A 19,173-nucleotide genomic window follows, 5' to 3' on the forward strand; every position below is an offset into this window, starting at 1 on the left:
ACACATGGAAACAGACATTTCTGTATTCCATGTTGGTGAATACCCGGCTCCTACACGTTGCGGTCAATCTCTTTTCCTGCCTGCATTTCGGGGTCATTTTCAAAAGCGTGCAGAACGGCTGACCAGAATGCTCGCAGGCTTGGAAAACTGCCCCAGTTGGGTGGTTCTTCAATATCCGCCATGGGGTTCATACCAAGAACAGCCCAACTGACGCGATCGAGATCTACATCGCTATAGGCTAGTAACGTCCTTAATTCGTTGACTGCCTGCTGCTTGAACGACAGGAAATGACCCTGCGGCGCATCTTCAATGACCTCGAACAGCGTATCGCCAAAAAGCTCAGGATCCTCACCAAACGAGCTGGCGCCCAGATTAGTGAGACGCGGAAACATGTCGAGAATATCATATTTAGTATAGTTTAACAGTTTGGACATAGTAGCTCATTTCATTGTGTTCTTTTTTAATAAGTGTAACTTGAATGTGCCGCGCAGTCTTGCGCTGCCGATTGGCCCTCTCGATGACGACAGATCCCCTTCCAGAAGTATATCTTCAATACCTGTCTTGGTTCCCGTTTGGGTCTTCTTAAGCCAATTATCAATATTACGGCAGGCCAGTCTATGGCTGACCTGATGTAGACTGAGGTGTATTGGGTGCATGCCGCCAATATCTGTTAAAGACATGGTAAGTTTATCTTTAGTTGATTGCTCTGGCGGCCATTTGCTTACAGTGATTGTTCTTTAAGAATCACAAATTATGAATATTTAAAATGGCGGAATATTTTATCTGCCGTGTCAACAAGTTGTGCATGGTGAATTAAATAAACACCCGTAGTAGCGGCAGCTTCTCTGGCTGGAGCGGAGAAGGTTGAGTTTGTGACAACAATAGCTGCTTGAGCACCTTGGTAGGTTTTAGCTGTGTAAACTTGCTGAACAGCGGCATTTCCAACTGTTCCACTATAAAGTTTGCATTGTACAACAATCTTCATACCTTCTTTTTGCGCAATAACATCTGCTCCTTGATCACCACTTTGTTTTGTAGCTTGGGCATCCCAACCGGCATTTTTTAGAAGCAGCGCGCAATACTGTTCATAATCGAAGGGGTCCATGCGAGGGTCAAAAACGGTTGGATTACTGCGATATACAGTTGTGGATGTGCTTGCTTCCAAGGGTTCGGAAGCAAGCTGCTCAATTAAGCATCCGGCAGCAACACGCAGCTTATCACGTCTTTTTTCATCTTGTATGCGAGGAGAGATGATTGGAGAAATACGCGTGTTGATAAAGTAATTGATTTCTTTAGCCCATTTTGTGACATCAACTGTCCCGTATGCATCGGCTGTTAATTTCTGCGTTCTTGCGATTTGAAGATTCTTTTTTTGCGTATAAATCTCAGTTCTTATTAAATCCCAAGTTGCTTCATATTTATTCTTTCTGACCTTATGGCGAAAGAAGATAAAAACCATTAGAAGAACAGCGAGAATAATCATCCACAGGAAAGATTTACGGCTTTCTTGCGCATGGGTAGGAGTTACAGGAGATGTGTATTCTGGCTTGCTTTTTGAGGTAACATGTACAGCAGCCGATGAAGTCATGAGTTTGGTGGCATCATCGTCGGAAAGGAAGCCTGTTGGGTTATGGTCTCCTGTATTTTTTTGCCATTTTATAATAGCTGCACGCGTGCTTTCCCCATACACACCATCAGCAACACTTCCTGCAGGCATATAGCCGAGATTAATAAGTTGTTGCTGTAATTTGATATGTTCATTGATATCTCGGTTAGCTTCTTCCAAAGGAGCGCCCGATAATTTTGTTTTATATTTATTTGTAATTTCTGCCATTTTGGAAATGTAGCAATCAGGATCTGCTTTTGGTGTTTCTTCTCCATGAGCAGACGGATCTATGCAGGCTTTTAAGGCGTTATCATCCGAGATAGCTTGCTGCTTAAGGGCTTTCCAGCCAGTTTTTCCAACAATCTGACGTAGTGCGTAGTATGTTTGATCAAAGATCAACTCATGCTTTGCAGCACTGCTGTTTTCACACAGCATTGTAGCGATACTATCTTTGGAGTGATCAACATGACAATCAAAATCAGGATTGTAATGCCCGAATGCTTCTAATCCACCAGAGCTTTCAGCTACGGCGGGATGCACCAAAGATGATGCTTCAGAAGAAAATTTTGACGAATGATTTCCATCAAAATGGGAGAAGATAAAAATACCGCCAAAAATAATCGCAATACCAACAATGCCACTTAAGCGTTGCTCAGCTTTCTTACGGCGATAGTATTGTCTGTTATAGGCCGCTTTCTTGTAGTCTCTAGCCCAGAATGGTTTTGAGCTTCTGCGGCCCATAATAACCCTCCCCAAAAAAGTTTCGTCATACCCTTGGAAGAAAATTTTGGGGAGTCAGAGGTTACAATCCTACCAAGCCACGGCATGATTTCGTCTCGGGATATATCCGGCATGGGCTAGGCATATCGGGAAACCATAGTGACCGCTATCTTTTTGTTTTTACTGGATATTTTTCAGAAAAATGGTGGAGGGAGTTTCTTTCAAATAAGCGTCCCACGTTGTTCCCTGACGTTCCAAAATGTATATATTTTCTAAGGTGTTAATTCACTGAGAGTCCACGGTCGTTCATGGGCGTTCCTCCCAATTCCAGCTGTTAAGGGGGGTAACAAGAGGGGTAAAATCAATGAGTCGCCTTCCTCCCAATCAACTATCTGCCTTGAAAGTATCCCGGCATAAAAGTGGGGATTTGTGTGACGGAGGTGGGTTGTGGCTCGTTGTGACGGGTGGCTCTCGGCTATGGGAGTTTCGTTTTAAATCTCCAGTCACAGGCAAGCGCCGTCAGATGAGTTTGGGCAGTGCATATTCACTGTCTTTGGCTGATGCGCGAGAAAAGGCTGCAAAGTGTCGCGGCATGACTGAAAACCGCCTGGATCCCATTATTGAACGGGAAAAGGAAAAAGCAGCGCGTGAGTTGGAAAAGGGGCTTACGTTTGCAGAGGTGGCAGCCCAATACATCAAGGCACAGACGCCTGCGTGGAAAGATCATCGCTCTCCTGCGGTGTGGACTTCATCCCTTACGCAACATGTATTTCCTATTTTCGGTGAAAAGAGCGTTCGTGACGTGGATACTCAAGATGTGCTCACAGCCCTCCGTCCAATTTGGACAGAAAAAACTGAAACATCAGGGCGCATACGCGGGCGTATAGAACGCATTCTGGATTATGCACGTGTGCAGCAATGGCGTGAGGGAGAAAATCCAGCTCGATGGCGCGGGCATCTTTCTGTCATGCTTCCAGCACCATCCAAAATTACTAAGGTGCAACATCACAAAGCAGCGGAATGGAAAGACATTTCAGAAATTATGAAAGCTCTTCAGTCAATTAACGGTATGGCAGCTAAAGCCGTTCGGTTCTGTTGTTTAACAGCGGCACGCTCTGGAGAGGTTCGTAATGCTGTGTGGTCTGAAATTGACCTTTCTGAATCTCTTTGGGTTGTCCCGGCAGAAAAAATGAAAGCTGGGCGAGAGCATAGAGTCCCGTTGTCTGGTGATGCAGTAAAAGTCTTGCAAGAGGTCTTGCCGCAAAGAGATGCGGTTGCTGGAGATCTTCTCTTTCCTGGCGCAAAGAGGGGAAGGCCTCTTTCAGATGTAGCCGTCAGTAAGGCTCTGCATCATGCTGCTGGTACCAAAGAGGTGACTGTGCATGGTTTGCGTTCCACATTCCGAGATTGGGCTGGGGAGACAAAAGTTTGCTCGCGTGAGGTAGCAGAGGCAGCACTTGCTCATGCTGGAAAGAGCAAAGTAGAGGCGGCTTATTTTCGGAGTGACCTTCTGGATTTGCGACGTCCGCTGATGGAGGCATGGGCAGCGCAGTGTCGTGAATGACCGTCAGCGCCATTCAGTATATCATTTTTCCGGTGTTACTGGTGTTATCGGTGTTACCGCACATTAGAACCCGCAGGATACTGCCGATTTTCACTATGGTAGGCGGTAACACCTTAGAAAATTGCCTGTGTTACCAGTGTTACCGGAGCGTCATTGGGGTGCCATTCTGAAAAGATATTTTGTGTTGGCTTCTATGTTCTCAATTGCTTATGATACTAAAATATAGTATCTAAGAAGACATGAAAGCCAAGCACCGCCGCACATTGGAACTGATTTTCAAGCGTCCTGTTTCGGGCAATGTGCCATGGGCAGACATTGAAGCTTTATTTGTTTCCCTAGGGGCGGAGGTGTCTGAAAGAGAAGGCTCCCGCATAGGGGTGTTCCTGTTTGATGAGGTAAAGGTGTTTCATAGACCTCACCCCAAACCGGATACAGACAAGGGTGCTGTAGCCTCTGTAAGAAAATGGCTTGAGCAGAATGGAGTGACGCCATGAACAACGTAATGGAAATTGGCGGCCATCGGGCTGTTATTCAGTTTGATCCTGAAATCGGGATGTTCCGGGGTGAGTTTCTGGGGCTGAACGGAGGGGCTGATTTCTACGCAGATAGTGTGGCAGGCCTTCAGCAGGAAGGGGAAACTTCCCTCCGTGTCTTCATGGAGATGTGTGCTGAGAAAGGCATTGATCCCGTGAAGCATTATTCAGGCCGGTTTGTTGTGAGGCTACCAGAAGACGTTCATGCACGGGCAGCTGAGATTGCTGCAGCACGCGGGATCAGTCTTAACCGACTGGTGCAGGATGTTTTGGCACAGGTTGATGGATAAACTGTTTCGCGCCAACCTAAGCCCGTTGAATAGACGGGTTTGAAAATGGGCCATCTGCTGCCCATTCAGCCTGTATAGCTTTTGTTTGCTGTTATCTCCGCTGTTAGCAGCATGCCAGAGGTTTGATTTCAGTGACCTCTCTTTGCTCAGCCGTGCTGTTATCAGCAAACAATTCCAGTCCGATTAAATCAAACGCAACTGGCCGCTTGAGCAGGATTTAGTGATTTCCGTCAAGTCATTGTTTTTGCATGATTTAGGGTAATTTTTTCGTAATTAAAAACTCCACCGGAGGGATGCTTTCCGGGGCTTGTGCAGAATTACAAAGGTCGCTGCCTCGCGCGCGTATTGGTTACAAAACCCTGACCGTTTTCGAATATCGGAAAAGCCTATCTTAGCGAATTCCTGAAGCACGCGGTTTTGCGTGATTTGCATGCGCTTAGATCGGGCCTTTTGCGCTTCTGAAATCGCGTTTTGGATTTCAGTTTTTTTCAGTAGGTTGAAGGCTGTTTGTCCCGCCGCTTTCTTGCTGTATCCGGCTCGAATGGCGACTTGTACCTGTTGGGTGCCTAGAGTATCATCATCATGAATCTTCTATAAATTTTGAGAATGTTTGTAATGCCGGACAATGACGACAGCTTTATTGAAGCCGGTATCCGGTTTGCGTTTGACCCGGAAGACTTTTTGCGCGGCTCAGCAGAAGCGCAAGATGCCCTAGAAAGCACGCTGGCGGAGATGATCAATTTCCGCCGGGAAGCGCAGAAGCAGGAGCAGCAGTTAAAGGATTCCATACCGGGCATTGCGTCTGCCTTGGGAGCCTCTGTTGATGAGGTGAAGGATGCAATCAAGGATCTGAAAAAATCAGAGCAGGAGGCGGCTAAAGAGACAGCGCGCGTTCAAAAGGAAGAATCCCGCAACGCTTTAGCCGAAAAACGCCGCGCCGTACGTGAGGAAGAGCAGCTTGCCCGCCAACAGCAGCGCGAAGAAATGGCGCGCCTGCGTGAGCGCCAGCAGGCCATTCGGGAAATACGTGATACCGCGTTGGCGGCTGTGGGGGCTACCAGCCTGATTGGCGGCACGCGTAATATTGTGGGTATGGTAGGCAATGTTGCCGCCAATGGTGCCAATGTCCTCAACATGGCGGGTAAAACCGGATTTTCTGCCCGCGAAATCCTTGCTGTTGGTGAGGCCGGGGCTCTAACGCCGGGCAGCAGCCGCCAAGAGGCTCTGCAATCCATGAACGCATTGGCACAGGCGCGAACAGAGGTTCACCTAAACGGCCAATCTCAGCTTACAGACCTGCTTACTAACCGGTATGGCGTACATATCAGCCATATCATGAACGGCAGTTATGAAACATCTATGCAGCGCATTATAGCCGATTTGCGCAGGCGCGGGCATAGCGAGCAAAGCCTTATTGCTATTCTCGAACAATCTGGCCTGACCTCTGGCGGATGGAGCAATGAGGTTCTGCGAGGGCAGGATATGCATCAGCGTATTCAGCAGGGGTATTCCCTAACCAGACACATGGCTGACAACCTTCAGCAGATGGAGAAGGTTGATGAGCAGATGAAGCATCTGGGTGAAATGTGGGTGCAGTTTAAAAAAGACATTGCCATAGACATGCTGCCAGCGATGGAAAGTGTGTCTGGTCTGCTGGAGAAAGCTGACAAGTTAGCCGTAGAGCACCCAGATGCTGCGCGTCACCTGACAGAAATTGCAGCCGTCATTACAGCTTTAAGTCCTATTTTGGCAGGAATTGGCGGTGTGGTTGGAACTACCGCCATTTTGAAGCTGGCCCTTAGTAAAGGTGGGTGTGGGTGCGCAAGGAACGGCAAAGAAGAAACCGGGACATTAGAAGAATCTTCTGCAAATATTTCTGAGGATGCTGCTAAAAAACAGGCGCTCAGGAAATCTGAAAAAGAGGTTGAGCGCCGAGCTTCTACCGGTCTTTTGTCTCGCCTACTTATGGGGGGCAATTATGCCTTCGATTTGTATGCATTTTCTGAATACTTCCCACATGCGGCTTCATGGTTGTTGGGGCAAGGGTGGGATAACGAGCACCCGACTACATTTCACGGGAACGCTAAAGGTTTACCTCAGCATCTTACGCCAGATATGCGCAACAAGCAGATGCATTTATCAGAACTGGAAAAAAAATACGGACTGCCTGCTGGTATGCTGGATGGTATGTGGGCCAAGGAAAGCAGTCGTGGTTTGCACGCAGGTAAATCTAGAGCGGGAGCATTAGGAGATTTCCAGATTATGCCAGACGTAGCTGCCGCTTCTGGTATTGATCCTAATAATTTCTACCAATCGGCAGAGTATGCTGCAAAACGCATGCATGGGAATATGGTTCAGTATGGAACGATTGCTGCCGCTCTGGCCGAGTATAACTGGGGAGGGGGTAATCTTAAAAAAGATATGTCTCTTCATGGGGGAGACTGGCAGAGATATGCTCCCAATGAAACACAAGATTATATCAGTTCTATCTCGCATTTCGTGTCTGCATCTCAACAGATTCACGCTATGAATAAACAGGTTAACGCTTCCCGCGCTATTCGTGGTGGTGCTGTGCATACTGACAACCGCCAGACGACCACGATGACAATGCACGTTCAGAACGTAAACGTTAGGGCGAACGACCCCCAGCAAATGGTGCAGAAAGTGGCGCAATCCAATAACCACATGCTCATGGCGAATACTGTTAATACAGGGGTAATGTAGGATGACAGGCGTTCAGTTGCCCAATATAATTTCTATGGCGCGGTGTCTTGCAGATAAACTGTATGAAGACACAAAGGATCTGCAAAATTTTCAGGCTCTTGAAGCCGGAATTACCGGTGGAGAGTATGCCATTTGGGGGTTCATGAAAGCGAATGGAGATTCGGATGAAGTTGCAAGAGATTGCTGTTTACTCTTTATGAAATCTGTACATGAACGTTGGCGTGAACTTCTTATGAAAGAAGCACAGCCAGTTGGTAATGCTTGATAACTCCGTGCGGGTAAAAAACCAGCAGGGAACAGCCATTTCCTTGTACTTTGCACGCATTCCGTACTATGCTTTCAGGTATGGGAAACACTCAGCCTGAACCACCAGTTTACCGCATCACCATCCCCGGCCTGCTCAGGGCCAAAGGCCGCCCACGTTTTGGGAAGGGCCGAACCTTCACGGATGAGAAGACAGTGCAGGCTGAGAGGCATATCCAGCGCCACGCCATAGAGCAGATTGGCAAGCCGTGCCTGGCTGGGCCTTTGCATGTTTCCCTGACGATCAACATTGCCCCTCCGCCGTCATGGAGCCGGAAGAAGACGGCGGACGCACTGGCAGGCCGCATCCTCCCGACCAGCAGGCCCGACATCGACAACCAGATGAAGACCGCTGCTGGCTCTGAATGGTATCGCGTGGAAAGATGATGCCCAGATTGTGGATGCCATCCTGTCACGCCGCTACGGGCCGGAGAGTGTGGCTGTGATTGAGGTGCGGCCACTATGACCGGTAAAGATTACCGACCTATGCAGAACCGCACAGGCTTAGAATTTACAGGGATGCCGGGAGTAAGCCCGCACAATAGGGGAATTAAAGACCGAAGCAGGAATTCCTGCTTACCCCACAAGAGACGTATCTCCCGCAAACCAAGCCCCGCCCAGATTGTACGGTTTGATGCATTAAGGGCGCGCGTGATGGGGTATGATGCGAACAATCCATACGCAGGCTTGCATTTGCAGGAGCGCGGCGGTGATTAAACATCCAAAAGCAATAGGGCCACTGGCCTTCAATGCCACCATGGGACGCCTCTGTGGACCTGCTGGGTGTGTGACCTTGCCAGCTTACCTGAAAGCGATTGCACAGCTATTCTGGGAGAATGGTGAGGGTGTGGCCTTCCCATTTGATACCGTGAAGAAAACCTTATGGCCGGAGGGGTACGCTTGCCCAGCCGATCCAGAACAGGCCTTCAGGAGTGATCTTGGGGAATTGAGGGTTATTACCCGTATCCTTGCTCATGGCAGCGGCAGGGTATTGGATTTCCGGCAGAATAAAGCCGGGGACTGGCTGGTGAAGGTGCGCACCCTCCGGTGAAGTATTTCCTATTTGAAAAGAGTTGCTGCCTTGATGTTAGCAGAATGCCGTTTCGTTAACATCAAGCTATCTTGTCGTTAAAAACTGATCGACAAATTAACATATGAGGTGATTCCCAATTTCGGGGAATTCGGCTTTAGATGGCAGTTTACCAGTACTTTTTGTTGATTCCCAAAAGGGGTATGATCCTGCCGGCAAAATGCGCGTAACCACCCAAAAACGCGCAGAAATCGAACGTTTCTTCCCGGCCGGTTAGGGCGTCATCTACATGTCCGTAAGACGCCGTAGCAGTTAAGCGGTATATCCGATTATCTGGAAATGAGCGCAGGGGCTTTATCTGCGATTGTTCAAGCGTCAGCTTTGGGGGAGAGCTGAATGTCGGCTATTAAACGATGAGCCGAGAAAGCTGCTATTCTCAGTGTCTCCGATGTTGCCCGCTTGGTGCCAAGTTAGCCATGCTTAGTCGTTTCGTTTTTGCCATAAAGCAGATGTTCGTAATGGCGTAAAATTAAGAGTTATGGCTAGCGGAACAAGTTTGGCAGCCATCAGCTTCCGAAGCGGAAGGTAATCTGCTCACCACCTATGGCTTGCCGACCGGCAGGGTAGCCAAAAGCGAAAAATTTGAACTATTTATCCTTTATGACAGTTCCGCCAATCCCCAATGCATCGATCCAGAGTTTTTTAACGGTATACGCCCCATATGGCACGGCGGTTATAGCCGCGATTGTTGCTGTATTCGCGACCATCCGCAATTCGCAGAACATGAAAAAGAGCATTGAAATATCAAAGATCAATGCGGACCGAGCATTAGAGGTAGCCCGAATCAATGCCGACCAAGCGGTCTTAGTATCTCATACCGCTAAGATCGCTGAATTCCGCGAACGATGGCTGGCAGACCTACGTCGGGACATCGCTGATTTCGTCGGTGCTGCCGAGCGAGTGTTAAACAAGTGGGAAGAAATTAATGAACTCCCATGTTCCACGAATGAGGAAGTCATCGAGAAAGATCGGCGACGAATCGAAGAGCTAGAAAAGGTGTCAAATGACGCTCGCGTGCTTGAGTGGCGGATAATTTTGCGCATCAATCCTCGTGAGAGCCAGACTAAGGCAGCGGACGATGCTTTTCTGGCTACGTTGAATGAGCTTTGGAATCCAATGCTCTTTGGCCCTCCGGCCTCCGGCCGAAAGGCTTGGGCTGCCAAAGTCCAGCTTGCCATTGACCAAGGACGCGAACTGCTAAAGCGGGAATGGGACGTGACAAAACGGTTTCCGATTTTGCCAGACTTGCGCGCGCCTCTCCCTAGGGAGCGCCCCAATTACTAAACGGCTGCCTTTGCAAGCAATCTTCCTCGACCTGGTGCAGATGCTTGGCACAGATGTCGGAAACGGCTACAGAAATTCCGTTCCCGGTCCGCCTAGTATCCAGATATAGCATACCCGGTAAGGTCATATCCGATGACAGGACCGTTAAGTTCACTCCTCATCGTCTGGCGTCTCGCCGCCGCCGATCAATCCTTCTCTTTGCATTTTCCTAACGAAGCCCGGACCGTCGCCGATTAGATGACTGCCATCATCTTTCTTCTCGTGGTCGTTTGGATCGGATGCGCCAATCATCATGCCACTTTCGTCCCGAGCCACTTGCAGGCAGAGACGACCGAGTCCTTGACCTTTGTATTGACCTAGATCCATATGACACAAGTGCAGGTAGGTGTCCGTTTCATAGCCTACGGGTACCTCTATCTTCCGGAACTCAAACTTTCCTACCTCCATTCCATTTTCGTCTTCCACTGTGACTGCGCAATTTTCATATTCGACAGATAATTTCTCATCATTCTTCGTTTTAAACTCGACCATGGATGTCCTCGGTGTTTTGATTATGAGCTTGCCTTTCGTTAATAGGAAATCTTAGTGAAAAGCAAATCTATGCTGGAACTTAGGCGCGCGATTTGTCTTGACGGTCTTGATGAGAATTATGGCAGCTCACCACTCACATAGTCTGCCTTCCCTGCAACTCAACAGTGGAATTTTGAACCAACAATGTCTGCTATGCGGAAAGCGAGGAAACATCCTGCACGTCTGACATGACAGCGTAAGCCGACACGCCTAGCAAATTGCTTGCCATACTGATGTTCGTATTGCTGCATGCTGAGGAAAACTCCCAAAGGCCAGATCTGGCCTTTGGGGATATTCCCCCTGACCGGGGATTTTCGGCCAGTTCTGATGGAAACGCGGGTGACCCTGAATACCGCACTACCCCTCCGTCCAATCTGGACACGGCCACAAAGCGTCGGGCGGAGGTGGTGCGGATACTGCAAACTGCGGAGGGGATGCGCATGCCACTTCGAGCAATTGCCCAGATGGCAGGGGTTTCGCCTACTACGGTGGGGAATATTAAGAGGCGGATGACAAGGCTGGGATGATGCGTGAGCTGTATGTGGTGACAGGCCCCGCTTTTCATTTGCGGCCCATTCAGACCATGGGACATGATCGCGTGTTCGTGCCGTCCTCAACGTGGAAAGCGGTTTATTCGCCCAGCAAGAACAAAGCATCGGCGTATGTGTGTAAAAACGCGCAACAGCATCCACACTGCACGCAGATTACGGTCGCAACACTTATAAGGAATGTCGGTATTGACCCGTTCCCAGCTGTCTCAGCGCAAGTTAAGGCGCAAGCGTGGAAGCTGCCTTCTCCTTAAAGGTTGACGCTGAAATTCCTATTTAGTTTTGCCCTGCGGCAGAACGGGGTTTGTTTAAAGTCTCCTGTGCATGGCTTGTACAGGGATAGAGTTGGGGAGTCAGGGGCTAGAAGGAGATTATAGCATCGGCGGGATCGGCAAGATAACGCTCATCACCTAACTTACTCGGAGCCCAGGATTTTTCGTCTAAGCCAGCATCCGTGAGCATTTTACGCATCAGTTTTGCACAATATTTTCTATTTGTGCTTTTGTGCCCCCAGGAATCAATGAGGCTTTCTATTACTCGACTCACAGAGAAGATGATGCCAAAGAATTTGGCGCTGTTAATTTAATCAAGATCAAATGGGTCGGGAATGAAGATTGCAATGCGGGTCATTTTGGGCCTGAATTTTTCACTGGTAGCTTTTTTAGGTCTACATGAGCGTGCGAACGCTGCCGATTACGACATCCCCGCATTAGCGAGCGCGAGCTTAGATGACCGCACGCATGCGCAAATTATGTCGGATGGCATTACAGCAACCTTAAAAGTAACGCCATCACGCCAATGTGGCGCACGCATGGTATGGCAGAATGTGGATCCACAGGCACCTGCTTCTTGTCAGGTTGCTTATCTAACCATTAAGGACTTGGCGCATCCATCGTCCCCTGAAGTTTCTTTTGCTCTTTCCCCATACGGGCCAGAAGGCCCAGTCAATCATTTAACGATGTCTATGTATCACCTCGATACGTCATCTTCTGCGCCGCAAATTATGGTTTCAGCTTATACAGGCGGCGCTCATTGTTGCGAGATTACTTCAATTTTTGGTCTTGCAGCAGACGGGGCTTGGAAGGAAACTCCTTTAGGCTCGTATGATGGTGGTAGTCCCCCAGAAGTTATTGATGCCGCGCACAATGGTTCGGCAGAAATCGTTACCTTCGATCAGTCTTTTCTTTATACTTTTTCATCTCACGCTGGATCTTATCCGCCGGTTATACTTGAAAAATATCAGGGCGGTACCCTGAAAAATGTTACAAAAGATGCTGTTTATAAATTCTATTTACAGCAACAGCTTGAAGAATCTCAGAATAATTGGATCCAATATGGAAAATCTGAGCCAAATGGGTTTTTGGCATATTACGTTGCGACAAAGGCCAATTTAGGACAATTTTCTGAAGCTTGGCATTACATGCTCGCGAACATGGATATGCAAAAAGATAGCATGTTCGGTGTTTCTCTTTGTGATTTTAAGCCGGGTAATCACAAGGAATGCACAAGAGATGAACAATCACCGTTACCTTTCCCGATGGGGCTAGCGCTGTTCCTAGAAAAAAATGGATATATTACAGACGATCAGGCAAAGAGTGTACCGTTAGTGCCTTCCATTCAATCTGTTTCGGAAAACACAGCCGGCCATTACAACCCAGATTTTTCTTGCATGCCTCCACCAGAGCATAATGGTGTAGCAGTTATGCTGTGCGAAAATAGCTTGGCTGCAAAGCATGAGTTGGAGTTCGATCAAGTTTATTATGCTTTGCGGCAGGTCGTTGGCAAAGATGGATGGAAGCTTCTCAAGCAGGAAGTTATTTTAGATGAGAATGCGGCAAACGAAAGCTGTGGTTTGCCTATCCCGGGGGTGACCGATCAATCTATCCCGACCAATGGTGCTGCCTGTTATATTAGCGCGATGGATAGTTTAGCCGAAAAATATCGCCGCAGGCTTAGCGGGGCGGCTTTGGAAGAGGCCTCTAGGCCAATAGACACCCATATTGCATTGCAAAAGAAGCTTATAGATTTAGGATATTTGCCTGCGGGTAGTATGGCCGATGGTGTATATGGAGAAAGTACCAGAATTGCTATTGGGACATGGCAACGCGTTGCCGGTCGACCAGAAGTTAATAGTTTTATTTCCAATGCTGATGCCGATGCGTTATTGCCGGCGGCATCGGCAGCATCTACGTCCACTCCTTCTGTGCCTGCGTCAAATGTTGCCCCTTCAATCTCAACAGTACCTGCGCCGTCTCCTGCACCTTCTGTCCAAAGTCACGCCAAACCTTCGCAGTTATTCGGTCTAGCTATCTGGATTGTGGTTTTGGTTATTATATTTGGCTTTACACTTTACTTTCTGCCTTTTGCGATTGCTTGCATTCGAGATACTACGAAGAAAGGCGCTGTTTTTGCAGTTAATTTCTTTTTTGGTTGGACGCTGATTGGTTGGGTTGCTGCGTTAGTAATGGCAATCTCCTTCGAAACGCAGAGTGATTATGAACTAAAGCAAAAAGCTTTAAGCAAGATTGTTAATAGTTAATGAAGCATTAGAAGGAGCCTAATCTTCTTGGCGGAAAATGCCTCAATACTCCTCCTCTCTAAACATTAGTGAATTGCTTCCAAGGCGGCTTGTGGGTCGCCTTTTTCTTGTACAATCACCCAAAATATGAGATTGCTAAAGCAATGCCATTGCTTCCTGTTAATTTTGATATGGCGGCGAGTGTATGTGGGCGCGTTGAAAATCTTGCCACGCATTCTGTTTTCACGGCTCAGCCATTGCTGCTGGATCTGCGTTCTGATCCGGAATTGCAGCAGATGGCCGAAGATCCTGACATCAACGCGAAGCATAGGCTCTTCGTACCGCGCACTTCCACGCAACTATTGCAGAAATGGCCTGCGTTCTCAAATCAGGGCGTTGTGCAATAGGGCTTGCAAGAATTGGCTGTAAGGCCGATAAAAATATCGGCGCTATAATTGCGTCTTTTTCTTCTCTCTGGATAATATGTCAGGCTGCCCCGTAAGGAGCGGCCTTTTTTTGTTAGCGCCATGGTCAGCCTACTTAGCATTGAAAATGTCATTGGCTCTATAGGACGTTACGGGACAACTGCGCCTGTTACTCTGGGCAGCGTGCCTTTGTATGGCATGGAAATTCCTGACGTTTTGACCAATGGCGGCCAGCAGAGACTGGAAGTGCACTGGTTGCCGGGAGGCACCAAGATTGTTGACCGCTTAGGAAACGATCCGGCCCGGTTTTCGTGGAATGCACGTTTCACTGGCCCGAATGCGATGGCGCGTGCTCAGCTTCTGGCGCAGATGCTTTAGAGGATAACGTGGTAGCATTGCGGCGGTAGGGGATTGGTAGTTTCCTATAAAGCTACTACCAGCTTTATAGCTAAGGTCAGTTAAGCTATAAACTGACTATGCGCTTTATAGCTTAGTGATAGGTATCACATGCAGGAAAGAGGGCTTTTAAAACCCTACATCTTGTATTTGCGTAAATATAATTATTAAATTAGCATTTTTGTCCTTCTTTATTACGCCATTCTTTATCCCGATTTACTATCCATTCTCTTGCTTCCTGTTTCCGCTCTTCATGCTCTCTTTGATTTTTTAATTCAGTTTGAATAATCGTATTTTCTATTTCGCTTAGGGAGTTATTTAATACCCTTACAGTGATACTTCCATCATTGTTTATATCAGCATTTACTCCTTTCATCCCTAAAACCGACTCAAGGCGGATCAACGTAGACACGTTGGCAGGATGACCATTTTCAATACGCGTAATAGTAGCGGGAGACACACCGGCAGATTTGGCGAGTTCTCTAACTCCTATTTTTAGAGCAGCTCGGGCCATCCTTAATTGTGTCCCTGTTATCATATTGGCACCTTGACAAAATTATTATGCGAAGCTTTTATATTAGCACAATGTTATCATTTGATGGCATTGTAAACAATAGTGGCCAAGCCTGTGACTGGTCCTCACATGGCTTGGCCTAACCACAAACCGAAGAATGAATTCGGCCATGGCTAACCGTGCCTATAGCACGCCCATACACACATGGGCATTCCGTATCTTCTGTACAAGCCTCCCCGCATTGGTGGCGCCAGCTCTTATTACTCTAGCGCTGTTGGGAATGGGCGCTTCTGATCCTGTCGTAACTGGCCACGCAGCCCAGAAGCTGGAGGCTGTGCGATGAGCAGGATGCCAGCAGATATTGTTCTCATAGACCAAGCAGCCAGTCTGGGTGAAATCCAGAACGCCATGCTGATGATGATGCGTGAACTGTATGAGCGCATGGATGAACAGAGCGATCCAGCCCCCACACATGCAAATGCAGCGGCTTGGGGTGATGGTCTGTCTTGGCTGGCACGCTCCGTTGGAAATGTTCGGGATAATTTGAAGCAGGCCGTGGCTTCTGAAGTGAAGGAAGCTGCGCGATGAGCAACCCGACACCGGCCATGACAGAAGCCGAGCATGATCATCTTGCCAACTATAGAAACCCACGCTTGCTGTTCGACAAAGCTGAGAAAATTGCACAGGCGCTGCATGATTTAAGCCAGCCAGAGAACGAAGTGGTTTTTCCGGCTGCTCGTTATTGGTTGGCAGACCAACTTTGCTTAACGCTGGAACGCCTCGGCAATGTGACCGGCTATAGTGTGCGGAGGGGTGGCCATGAATAAGCAGCCTCTCACAGGTTTCGAACAGGAAACTGTCAAGAACATGCGGAGTCAGGAGGCTGTCCTGAAAGACGCACGGATGATGGCTGCCCTTATAGTGGAAGTGACAGCCGGATGGAGCTGTGATGAATGCGACATCACCGATCCCGAAGCTCTCCATTGGCTGAGCCGTCGGTTGCAGGATCATCTTGATCTGCTGGCAGCACATACAGGTGCGAAAGACGTGCCCGGCTGGATGCTGCCGGAGGAAGCGGCATGAGTAAGACAACCATACTCTTGAATATCGATTTGCAATTCATCGGGCAGCAAATAGCCGAACAGACCTTTCATGATGGAGAAGGTGCAGCAAAGTTGGCTGACTATCTGACAGGTGCCGCTTACGCCATTGGGTTTTCTGCTTACCAGAATGGCAGAGTTCAAACACAGCAAACTGCTGCTTTGGCACAGACAATTTCAGAGGCCGGTATTAAGCGCTGGCAGGAACTTACTCTGGGTCAAATCCTGATGGAAACAGAAGCCGGAGGGCATGCGTGATGCCAAAGTATAGCAGCGCCAAGGATATGCCGGACAATCTCAAGAACCCGACTGCTTTCATCGCATGGGAGCATGTGCGTGGGGTTTTTGTTCAGGAATTGGGAGATGACAAGGAAGGCTGGGTGTTCTGGCCCTGCGTCCATTTCCAAGACGATACATGGCACCCATTGGCAAAGGATGGTGACATAACCAAAGCCCGCCAGATATGTGCCAGCCTTTCTGCAATCCATGACAAGCCAATACAGGATTGGACGCGCCCAGCCCCACCCGGACTAACCCTTGCATCAACACGAGAACAGATTTCCAATTATCTCAAAGGCACAAAGGAATGGCTGGAAACCACACATCCAGAACCTTCGCCGCTCTGGGGTGCAGGCTGGGAATATACAGATCACCTGTTCCTTGATGGGTTCACCCACTTCGAGTTTGAAGAAGAAATGCGGGCTATGCACAAGACTGCCTTGGAAGTCTTTGGCGGCATGGAGCCCAGTAAGCTCAAGGCTGGTCTTGCCATAGTCAAAGAACAGGCAACCCGCAGGTGGAGCTTGTTGCATGCAGCCAACATCAAGCCCGACCCCAAGCCGGAGGAAGTGGCATGACCACTCCAATACAGGCCGCCACGGTCGCTGCCATCAATTCTGATCGCCGTAGCTGGAAAGCTCATAATTTCAAGGAAGGAGAAACGGAAAGCCGTCGCTTCACGCGGGCCTGTCGCGCTGTTGCGAACACCAAAGCCCGGAACATCAAGGATCTGCAATGTAAGGCCCGTCTGGTACTTCTTGTGTCCGAAGATGACAGAAGTATGGAAGCCAGTCTGGCGCGGGATGTGCTGGCACTTACGGGGGTGAGAGCATGAGCCAGAAACAAACTTCTGCATCACAACGGTGCAAAACCCCTGTGGCCACACCTGATCGGCTGAGCGTCATTCAGGACGCAACCAGCGAATTGTCCTGCATCGGGATATGCCTTCAGGCCATGAGCAACGGCATGCTTACGGGATCGGAAGAAAGCGGCCCCGGTATGGGCGCTGTGGGCATGGCTCTGGAATGGCTATCCGGTGAAATGGAACGCCGATGCGCAGCCATTGCGGAGGCAGCATCGTGACGGATGGGCGTTCAAATTGGACAAAGGAGGAAATTGACCTTGTGGTGGGCCTGCGCACTCAAGGTCATGCATGGCGGCCAATCGCGCGTAAACTTGGCCGGTCTGATACAATGTGTCGGTTTCAGTATGAGCGTCAAATTGGACAGAAGGTGAGCGGGGATTCCCGCTTACCCGATAAGAGTGCTGCAGAAACGTCTCCTCAATTGAAGGTAAGCGATATCAGGGCCGAGCGGGCACCTAATAGTGAGCCGCTTCCTATTGGGCATCCCGTCATCATGAAAGGCTTATGGAACGGTTTGGAGCGGTGGCGAGATAGCACTGACATCGATCAATAAGCATGCGATTCGGAGAAGTATGGAAGCAAAATGCTCTGACTTCTCCGATATCTGCATCATGCTTGGCGAAAAAAATTGTGTGGGCTCGAAGGTGATTTTGGGCAGCCGATATCAGCAATTGGTTGGATGAGGATGATGTCTTTTGTGAGGAAAATTAGGGCTATGTTTCGGTCGAGTCTTTTCGTTCCTGTGAAGACTTTTTGAGAAAATGGAAAGCAAAGCTGGTTTTGCATAATGAGCATGGATAGGAGCACCAGAAAGGCCCTGTTTTTGGTCTTCTCAATCATGCCTTCAGCCCATTGATCATTATTTATGCCGTAAAAACCTCATAAATCGTCACTGAGGGCTCTCTGTTTGGTCTGTGACCACAACAATGCACGCAGAATGAAGCGCTTATATAGGGCGTATTTTAAGAGAAACGAAGCGTATGGCACTGGTAGCGCAGATTTTTATCAGATAGAACAAATGGAGAAGGCGTGATCAATGCCGAATGATCTTTTATTGAAGAATATTAGGTAGATGTGTTGGCTCCGATCGGGAGCCCCACATTCAAAAGAAAACCGCCCAAGGTGCGCCAACACCGAGAGCGGCTTTCCGATGATGAAACGCCTTTGTCGAACGAATAGATATGACTTCGTGGGTCAATCTATACGAACGAAGACGAACAAAAACCTTTGGTAACGGTTTTGTAGTCTTTGTATGCGTACTGACTTTGTTTTGGGAAGACAAAAACGATTAAAGACATCGTTTTTCATTCCTGATGACTGTCGTATTTTTCGTTCGACACCTTCTAAATTCGTTTTGACAGGTGTCATATGACCGAAGAAAAACATGACTGGGTGCATCTGGCTGATGCACTTCTTGAATTGAATCAGGCTCGTTTGGAGAAGGACGCAACTGCGGCTTGTTATGCCCAGTCAACTGCTTATGGCTTTGCTGCGGCAGGCCGTATTCCGACTGAACGAAGAGGACGTGCTTATTTTGTACGTCGTTCTGATTTGCCGCTTATTGCGTCTTGTCTACCGCTTGGGCGCCGCCGCCGTGCAGCAGTTCCTGCCGTCTGATGGAGGCGGTCATGGATCAAAAGGTTCCGCGTGCCGATATACGATATGTGTCGGTTAGCGACTGGATAACCCGTACAGGGATGTCCCGCACGGACACATATCGCAAGCTAGGCGATGGATCTTTGCATGGGAAAAAGATTGGACGCAAAACGGTTATAGATTTTCAGGCCGGGTTAACTTGGCTTGCGTCTTTGCCAGATGCTGAAATCATCACGAAATAAAACAGC

General features: G+C 48.6%; 31 protein-coding genes. 25 read left to right on the forward strand and 6 right to left on the reverse strand.

Annotation, left to right across the window (positions count from 1 at the left end; translation table 11 throughout):
* Positions 1 to 50 precede the first annotated feature (50 nt).
* The 3 genes from FKW31_RS13280 to FKW31_RS13290 form a co-directional block, all read right to left on the reverse strand.
* The gene (locus tag FKW31_RS13280; protein ID WP_238332844.1) at positions 51 to 434 is read right to left on the reverse strand and encodes a hypothetical protein; all 384 of its coding nucleotides are present in this window, start codon (positions 432 to 434) and stop codon (positions 51 to 53) included.
* Positions 435 to 440: 6 nt separating this feature from the next.
* On the reverse strand, positions 441 to 680 hold the full coding sequence (locus tag FKW31_RS13285) for a hypothetical protein (RefSeq protein WP_150178764.1): 240 nt from the start codon (positions 678 to 680) through the stop codon (positions 441 to 443).
* Between the two features lie 71 nt (positions 681 to 751).
* Positions 752 to 2,347, reverse strand: a complete 1,596-nt coding sequence (locus tag FKW31_RS13290; RefSeq protein WP_150178765.1) for a restriction endonuclease — start codon at positions 2,345 to 2,347, stop codon at positions 752 to 754.
* A gap of 343 nt (positions 2,348 to 2,690) precedes the next feature.
* On the opposite strand from FKW31_RS13290, the gene FKW31_RS13295 reads away from it, so the two are divergent.
* The 3 genes from FKW31_RS13295 to FKW31_RS13305 all read left to right on the forward strand — a co-directional run bounded on the left by FKW31_RS13295 (position 2,691) and on the right by FKW31_RS13305 (position 4,713).
* A complete protein-coding gene (locus tag FKW31_RS13295; protein WP_150178766.1) occupies positions 2,691 to 3,890 on the forward strand; it encodes a phage integrase central domain-containing protein in 1,200 nt (399 codons plus the stop codon).
* Between the two features lie 239 nt (positions 3,891 to 4,129).
* Positions 4,130 to 4,384 (forward strand): type II toxin-antitoxin system HicA family toxin, encoded by a 255-nt coding sequence (locus FKW31_RS13300; protein ID WP_006116155.1) that lies wholly within the window; start codon positions 4,130 to 4,132, stop codon positions 4,382 to 4,384.
* On the forward strand, positions 4,381 to 4,713 hold the full coding sequence (locus FKW31_RS13305) for a type II toxin-antitoxin system HicB family antitoxin (protein WP_150178767.1): 333 nt from the start codon (positions 4,381 to 4,383) through the stop codon (positions 4,711 to 4,713). Before FKW31_RS13300 ends, FKW31_RS13305 begins: the two co-directional genes overlap by 4 nt.
* Positions 4,714 to 4,986: 273 nt before the next feature.
* On the opposite strand, the gene FKW31_RS13310 is transcribed toward FKW31_RS13305, so the two are convergent.
* A complete protein-coding gene (locus FKW31_RS13310) occupies positions 4,987 to 5,301 on the reverse strand; it encodes a terminase small subunit (RefSeq protein ID WP_150178790.1) in 315 nt (104 codons plus the stop codon).
* A 27-nt stretch (positions 5,302 to 5,328) separates the two neighbouring features.
* Between FKW31_RS13310 and FKW31_RS13315 the strand changes: the two genes are divergently transcribed.
* The 6 genes from FKW31_RS13315 (at position 5,329) to FKW31_RS13335 (ending at position 10,114) form a co-directional block, all read left to right on the forward strand.
* Positions 5,329 to 7,437 (forward strand): transglycosylase SLT domain-containing protein, encoded by a 2,109-nt coding sequence (locus tag FKW31_RS13315; protein ID WP_166443408.1) that lies wholly within the window; start codon positions 5,329 to 5,331, stop codon positions 7,435 to 7,437.
* A 1-nt stretch (position 7,438) separates the two neighbouring features.
* Positions 7,439 to 7,702, forward strand: coding sequence for a hypothetical protein (locus FKW31_RS13320; RefSeq protein ID WP_150178769.1), 264 nt, complete (start codon positions 7,439 to 7,441; stop codon positions 7,700 to 7,702).
* A 68-nt stretch (positions 7,703 to 7,770) separates the two neighbouring features.
* Positions 7,771 to 8,127 (forward strand): RusA family crossover junction endodeoxyribonuclease, encoded by a 357-nt coding sequence (locus FKW31_RS13325; protein ID WP_255448265.1) that lies wholly within the window; start codon positions 7,771 to 7,773, stop codon positions 8,125 to 8,127.
* Between the two features lie 10 nt (positions 8,128 to 8,137).
* Positions 8,138 to 8,206 (forward strand): hypothetical protein, encoded by a 69-nt coding sequence (locus FKW31_RS16580; protein WP_255448267.1) that lies wholly within the window; start codon positions 8,138 to 8,140, stop codon positions 8,204 to 8,206.
* Between the two features lie 243 nt (positions 8,207 to 8,449).
* Positions 8,450 to 8,791: a hypothetical protein gene (locus tag FKW31_RS13330; protein WP_150178770.1), complete on the forward strand. Its 342-nt coding sequence runs from the start codon at positions 8,450 to 8,452 to the stop codon at positions 8,789 to 8,791.
* Positions 8,792 to 9,430: 639 nt separating this feature from the next.
* Positions 9,431 to 10,114 (forward strand): hypothetical protein, encoded by a 684-nt coding sequence (locus FKW31_RS13335; RefSeq protein ID WP_150178771.1) that lies wholly within the window; start codon positions 9,431 to 9,433, stop codon positions 10,112 to 10,114.
* Between the two features lie 150 nt (positions 10,115 to 10,264).
* Here the strand turns inward: FKW31_RS13335 and FKW31_RS13340 are convergent, their stop codons facing one another.
* Positions 10,265 to 10,645, reverse strand: coding sequence for a hypothetical protein (locus tag FKW31_RS13340; RefSeq protein WP_150178772.1), 381 nt, complete (start codon positions 10,643 to 10,645; stop codon positions 10,265 to 10,267).
* A gap of 272 nt (positions 10,646 to 10,917) precedes the next feature.
* Between FKW31_RS13340 and FKW31_RS13345 the strand changes: the two genes are divergently transcribed.
* From FKW31_RS13345 to FKW31_RS13365, 5 genes are all read left to right on the forward strand, one after another.
* Entirely contained in the window at positions 10,918 to 11,211 is a 294-nt protein-coding gene (locus tag FKW31_RS13345) for a hypothetical protein (RefSeq protein WP_238332845.1), read from the forward strand.
* Positions 11,211 to 11,486, forward strand: coding sequence for a DNA/RNA non-specific endonuclease (locus FKW31_RS13350; RefSeq protein ID WP_255448268.1), 276 nt, complete (start codon positions 11,211 to 11,213; stop codon positions 11,484 to 11,486). The genes FKW31_RS13345 and FKW31_RS13350 overlap by 1 nt, the downstream gene beginning before the upstream one ends.
* A 353-nt stretch (positions 11,487 to 11,839) precedes the next feature.
* Positions 11,840 to 13,771, forward strand: a complete 1,932-nt coding sequence (locus FKW31_RS13355) for a superinfection immunity protein (protein ID WP_006116145.1) — start codon at positions 11,840 to 11,842, stop codon at positions 13,769 to 13,771.
* A gap of 143 nt (positions 13,772 to 13,914) precedes the next feature.
* On the forward strand, positions 13,915 to 14,157 hold the full coding sequence (locus tag FKW31_RS13360) for a hypothetical protein (protein ID WP_035353190.1): 243 nt from the start codon (positions 13,915 to 13,917) through the stop codon (positions 14,155 to 14,157).
* Between the two features lie 120 nt (positions 14,158 to 14,277).
* Complete coding sequence (locus tag FKW31_RS13365) at positions 14,278 to 14,553, forward strand: hypothetical protein (protein ID WP_006116144.1); 276 nt, start codon at positions 14,278 to 14,280, stop codon at positions 14,551 to 14,553.
* 190 nt (positions 14,554 to 14,743) lie between these two features.
* Here FKW31_RS13365 and FKW31_RS13370 read toward each other — a convergent pair whose 3' ends face one another.
* A complete protein-coding gene (locus FKW31_RS13370) occupies positions 14,744 to 15,109 on the reverse strand; it encodes a helix-turn-helix domain-containing protein (protein WP_238332846.1) in 366 nt (121 codons plus the stop codon).
* 145 nt (positions 15,110 to 15,254) lie between these two features.
* On the opposite strand from FKW31_RS13370, the gene FKW31_RS16085 reads away from it, so the two are divergent.
* The 11 genes from FKW31_RS16085 (at position 15,255) to FKW31_RS13420 (ending at position 19,167) form a co-directional block, all read left to right on the forward strand.
* The gene (locus FKW31_RS16085; RefSeq protein ID WP_166443409.1) at positions 15,255 to 15,428 is read left to right on the forward strand and encodes a hypothetical protein; all 174 of its coding nucleotides are present in this window, start codon (positions 15,255 to 15,257) and stop codon (positions 15,426 to 15,428) included.
* On the forward strand, positions 15,425 to 15,673 hold the full coding sequence (locus tag FKW31_RS13375) for a hypothetical protein (RefSeq protein ID WP_150178773.1): 249 nt from the start codon (positions 15,425 to 15,427) through the stop codon (positions 15,671 to 15,673). Before FKW31_RS16085 ends, FKW31_RS13375 begins: the two co-directional genes overlap by 4 nt.
* Entirely contained in the window at positions 15,670 to 15,912 is a 243-nt protein-coding gene (locus FKW31_RS13380; protein WP_150178774.1) for a hypothetical protein, read from the forward strand. Before FKW31_RS13375 ends, FKW31_RS13380 begins: the two co-directional genes overlap by 4 nt.
* Positions 15,905 to 16,168: a hypothetical protein gene (locus FKW31_RS13385; protein WP_150178775.1), complete on the forward strand. Its 264-nt coding sequence runs from the start codon at positions 15,905 to 15,907 to the stop codon at positions 16,166 to 16,168. The genes FKW31_RS13380 and FKW31_RS13385 overlap by 8 nt, the downstream gene beginning before the upstream one ends.
* Positions 16,165 to 16,443 (forward strand): hypothetical protein, encoded by a 279-nt coding sequence (locus FKW31_RS13390; RefSeq protein ID WP_150178776.1) that lies wholly within the window; start codon positions 16,165 to 16,167, stop codon positions 16,441 to 16,443. Before FKW31_RS13385 ends, FKW31_RS13390 begins: the two co-directional genes overlap by 4 nt.
* Positions 16,443 to 17,042 (forward strand): hypothetical protein, encoded by a 600-nt coding sequence (locus FKW31_RS13395; protein ID WP_035353199.1) that lies wholly within the window; start codon positions 16,443 to 16,445, stop codon positions 17,040 to 17,042. The genes FKW31_RS13390 and FKW31_RS13395 overlap by 1 nt, the downstream gene beginning before the upstream one ends.
* Positions 17,039 to 17,299: a hypothetical protein gene (locus FKW31_RS13400; RefSeq protein ID WP_150178777.1), complete on the forward strand. Its 261-nt coding sequence runs from the start codon at positions 17,039 to 17,041 to the stop codon at positions 17,297 to 17,299. The genes FKW31_RS13395 and FKW31_RS13400 overlap by 4 nt, the downstream gene beginning before the upstream one ends.
* Positions 17,296 to 17,547 (forward strand): hypothetical protein, encoded by a 252-nt coding sequence (locus tag FKW31_RS13405; RefSeq protein WP_150178778.1) that lies wholly within the window; start codon positions 17,296 to 17,298, stop codon positions 17,545 to 17,547. Before FKW31_RS13400 ends, FKW31_RS13405 begins: the two co-directional genes overlap by 4 nt.
* Positions 17,544 to 17,882 carry an SANT/Myb-like DNA-binding domain-containing protein gene (locus FKW31_RS13410; protein ID WP_166443410.1) on the forward strand — a complete coding sequence of 113 codons (339 nt, stop codon included), beginning with the start codon at positions 17,544 to 17,546 and terminating at the stop codon, positions 17,880 to 17,882. The genes FKW31_RS13405 and FKW31_RS13410 overlap by 4 nt, the downstream gene beginning before the upstream one ends.
* A gap of 815 nt (positions 17,883 to 18,697) precedes the next feature.
* Complete coding sequence (locus FKW31_RS13415) at positions 18,698 to 18,946, forward strand: hypothetical protein (protein ID WP_150178780.1); 249 nt, start codon at positions 18,698 to 18,700, stop codon at positions 18,944 to 18,946.
* A gap of 11 nt (positions 18,947 to 18,957) precedes the next feature.
* On the forward strand, positions 18,958 to 19,167 hold the full coding sequence (locus FKW31_RS13420) for a hypothetical protein (protein WP_123809130.1): 210 nt from the start codon (positions 18,958 to 18,960) through the stop codon (positions 19,165 to 19,167).
* The last annotated feature ends 6 nt before the right edge of the window (positions 19,168 to 19,173 follow it).

The sequence above is a fragment of the Acetobacter sp. DmW_136 genome (assembly GCF_008690365.1).
Classification (GTDB): Bacteria; Pseudomonadota; Alphaproteobacteria; order Acetobacterales; family Acetobacteraceae; genus Acetobacter; species Acetobacter oryzifermentans.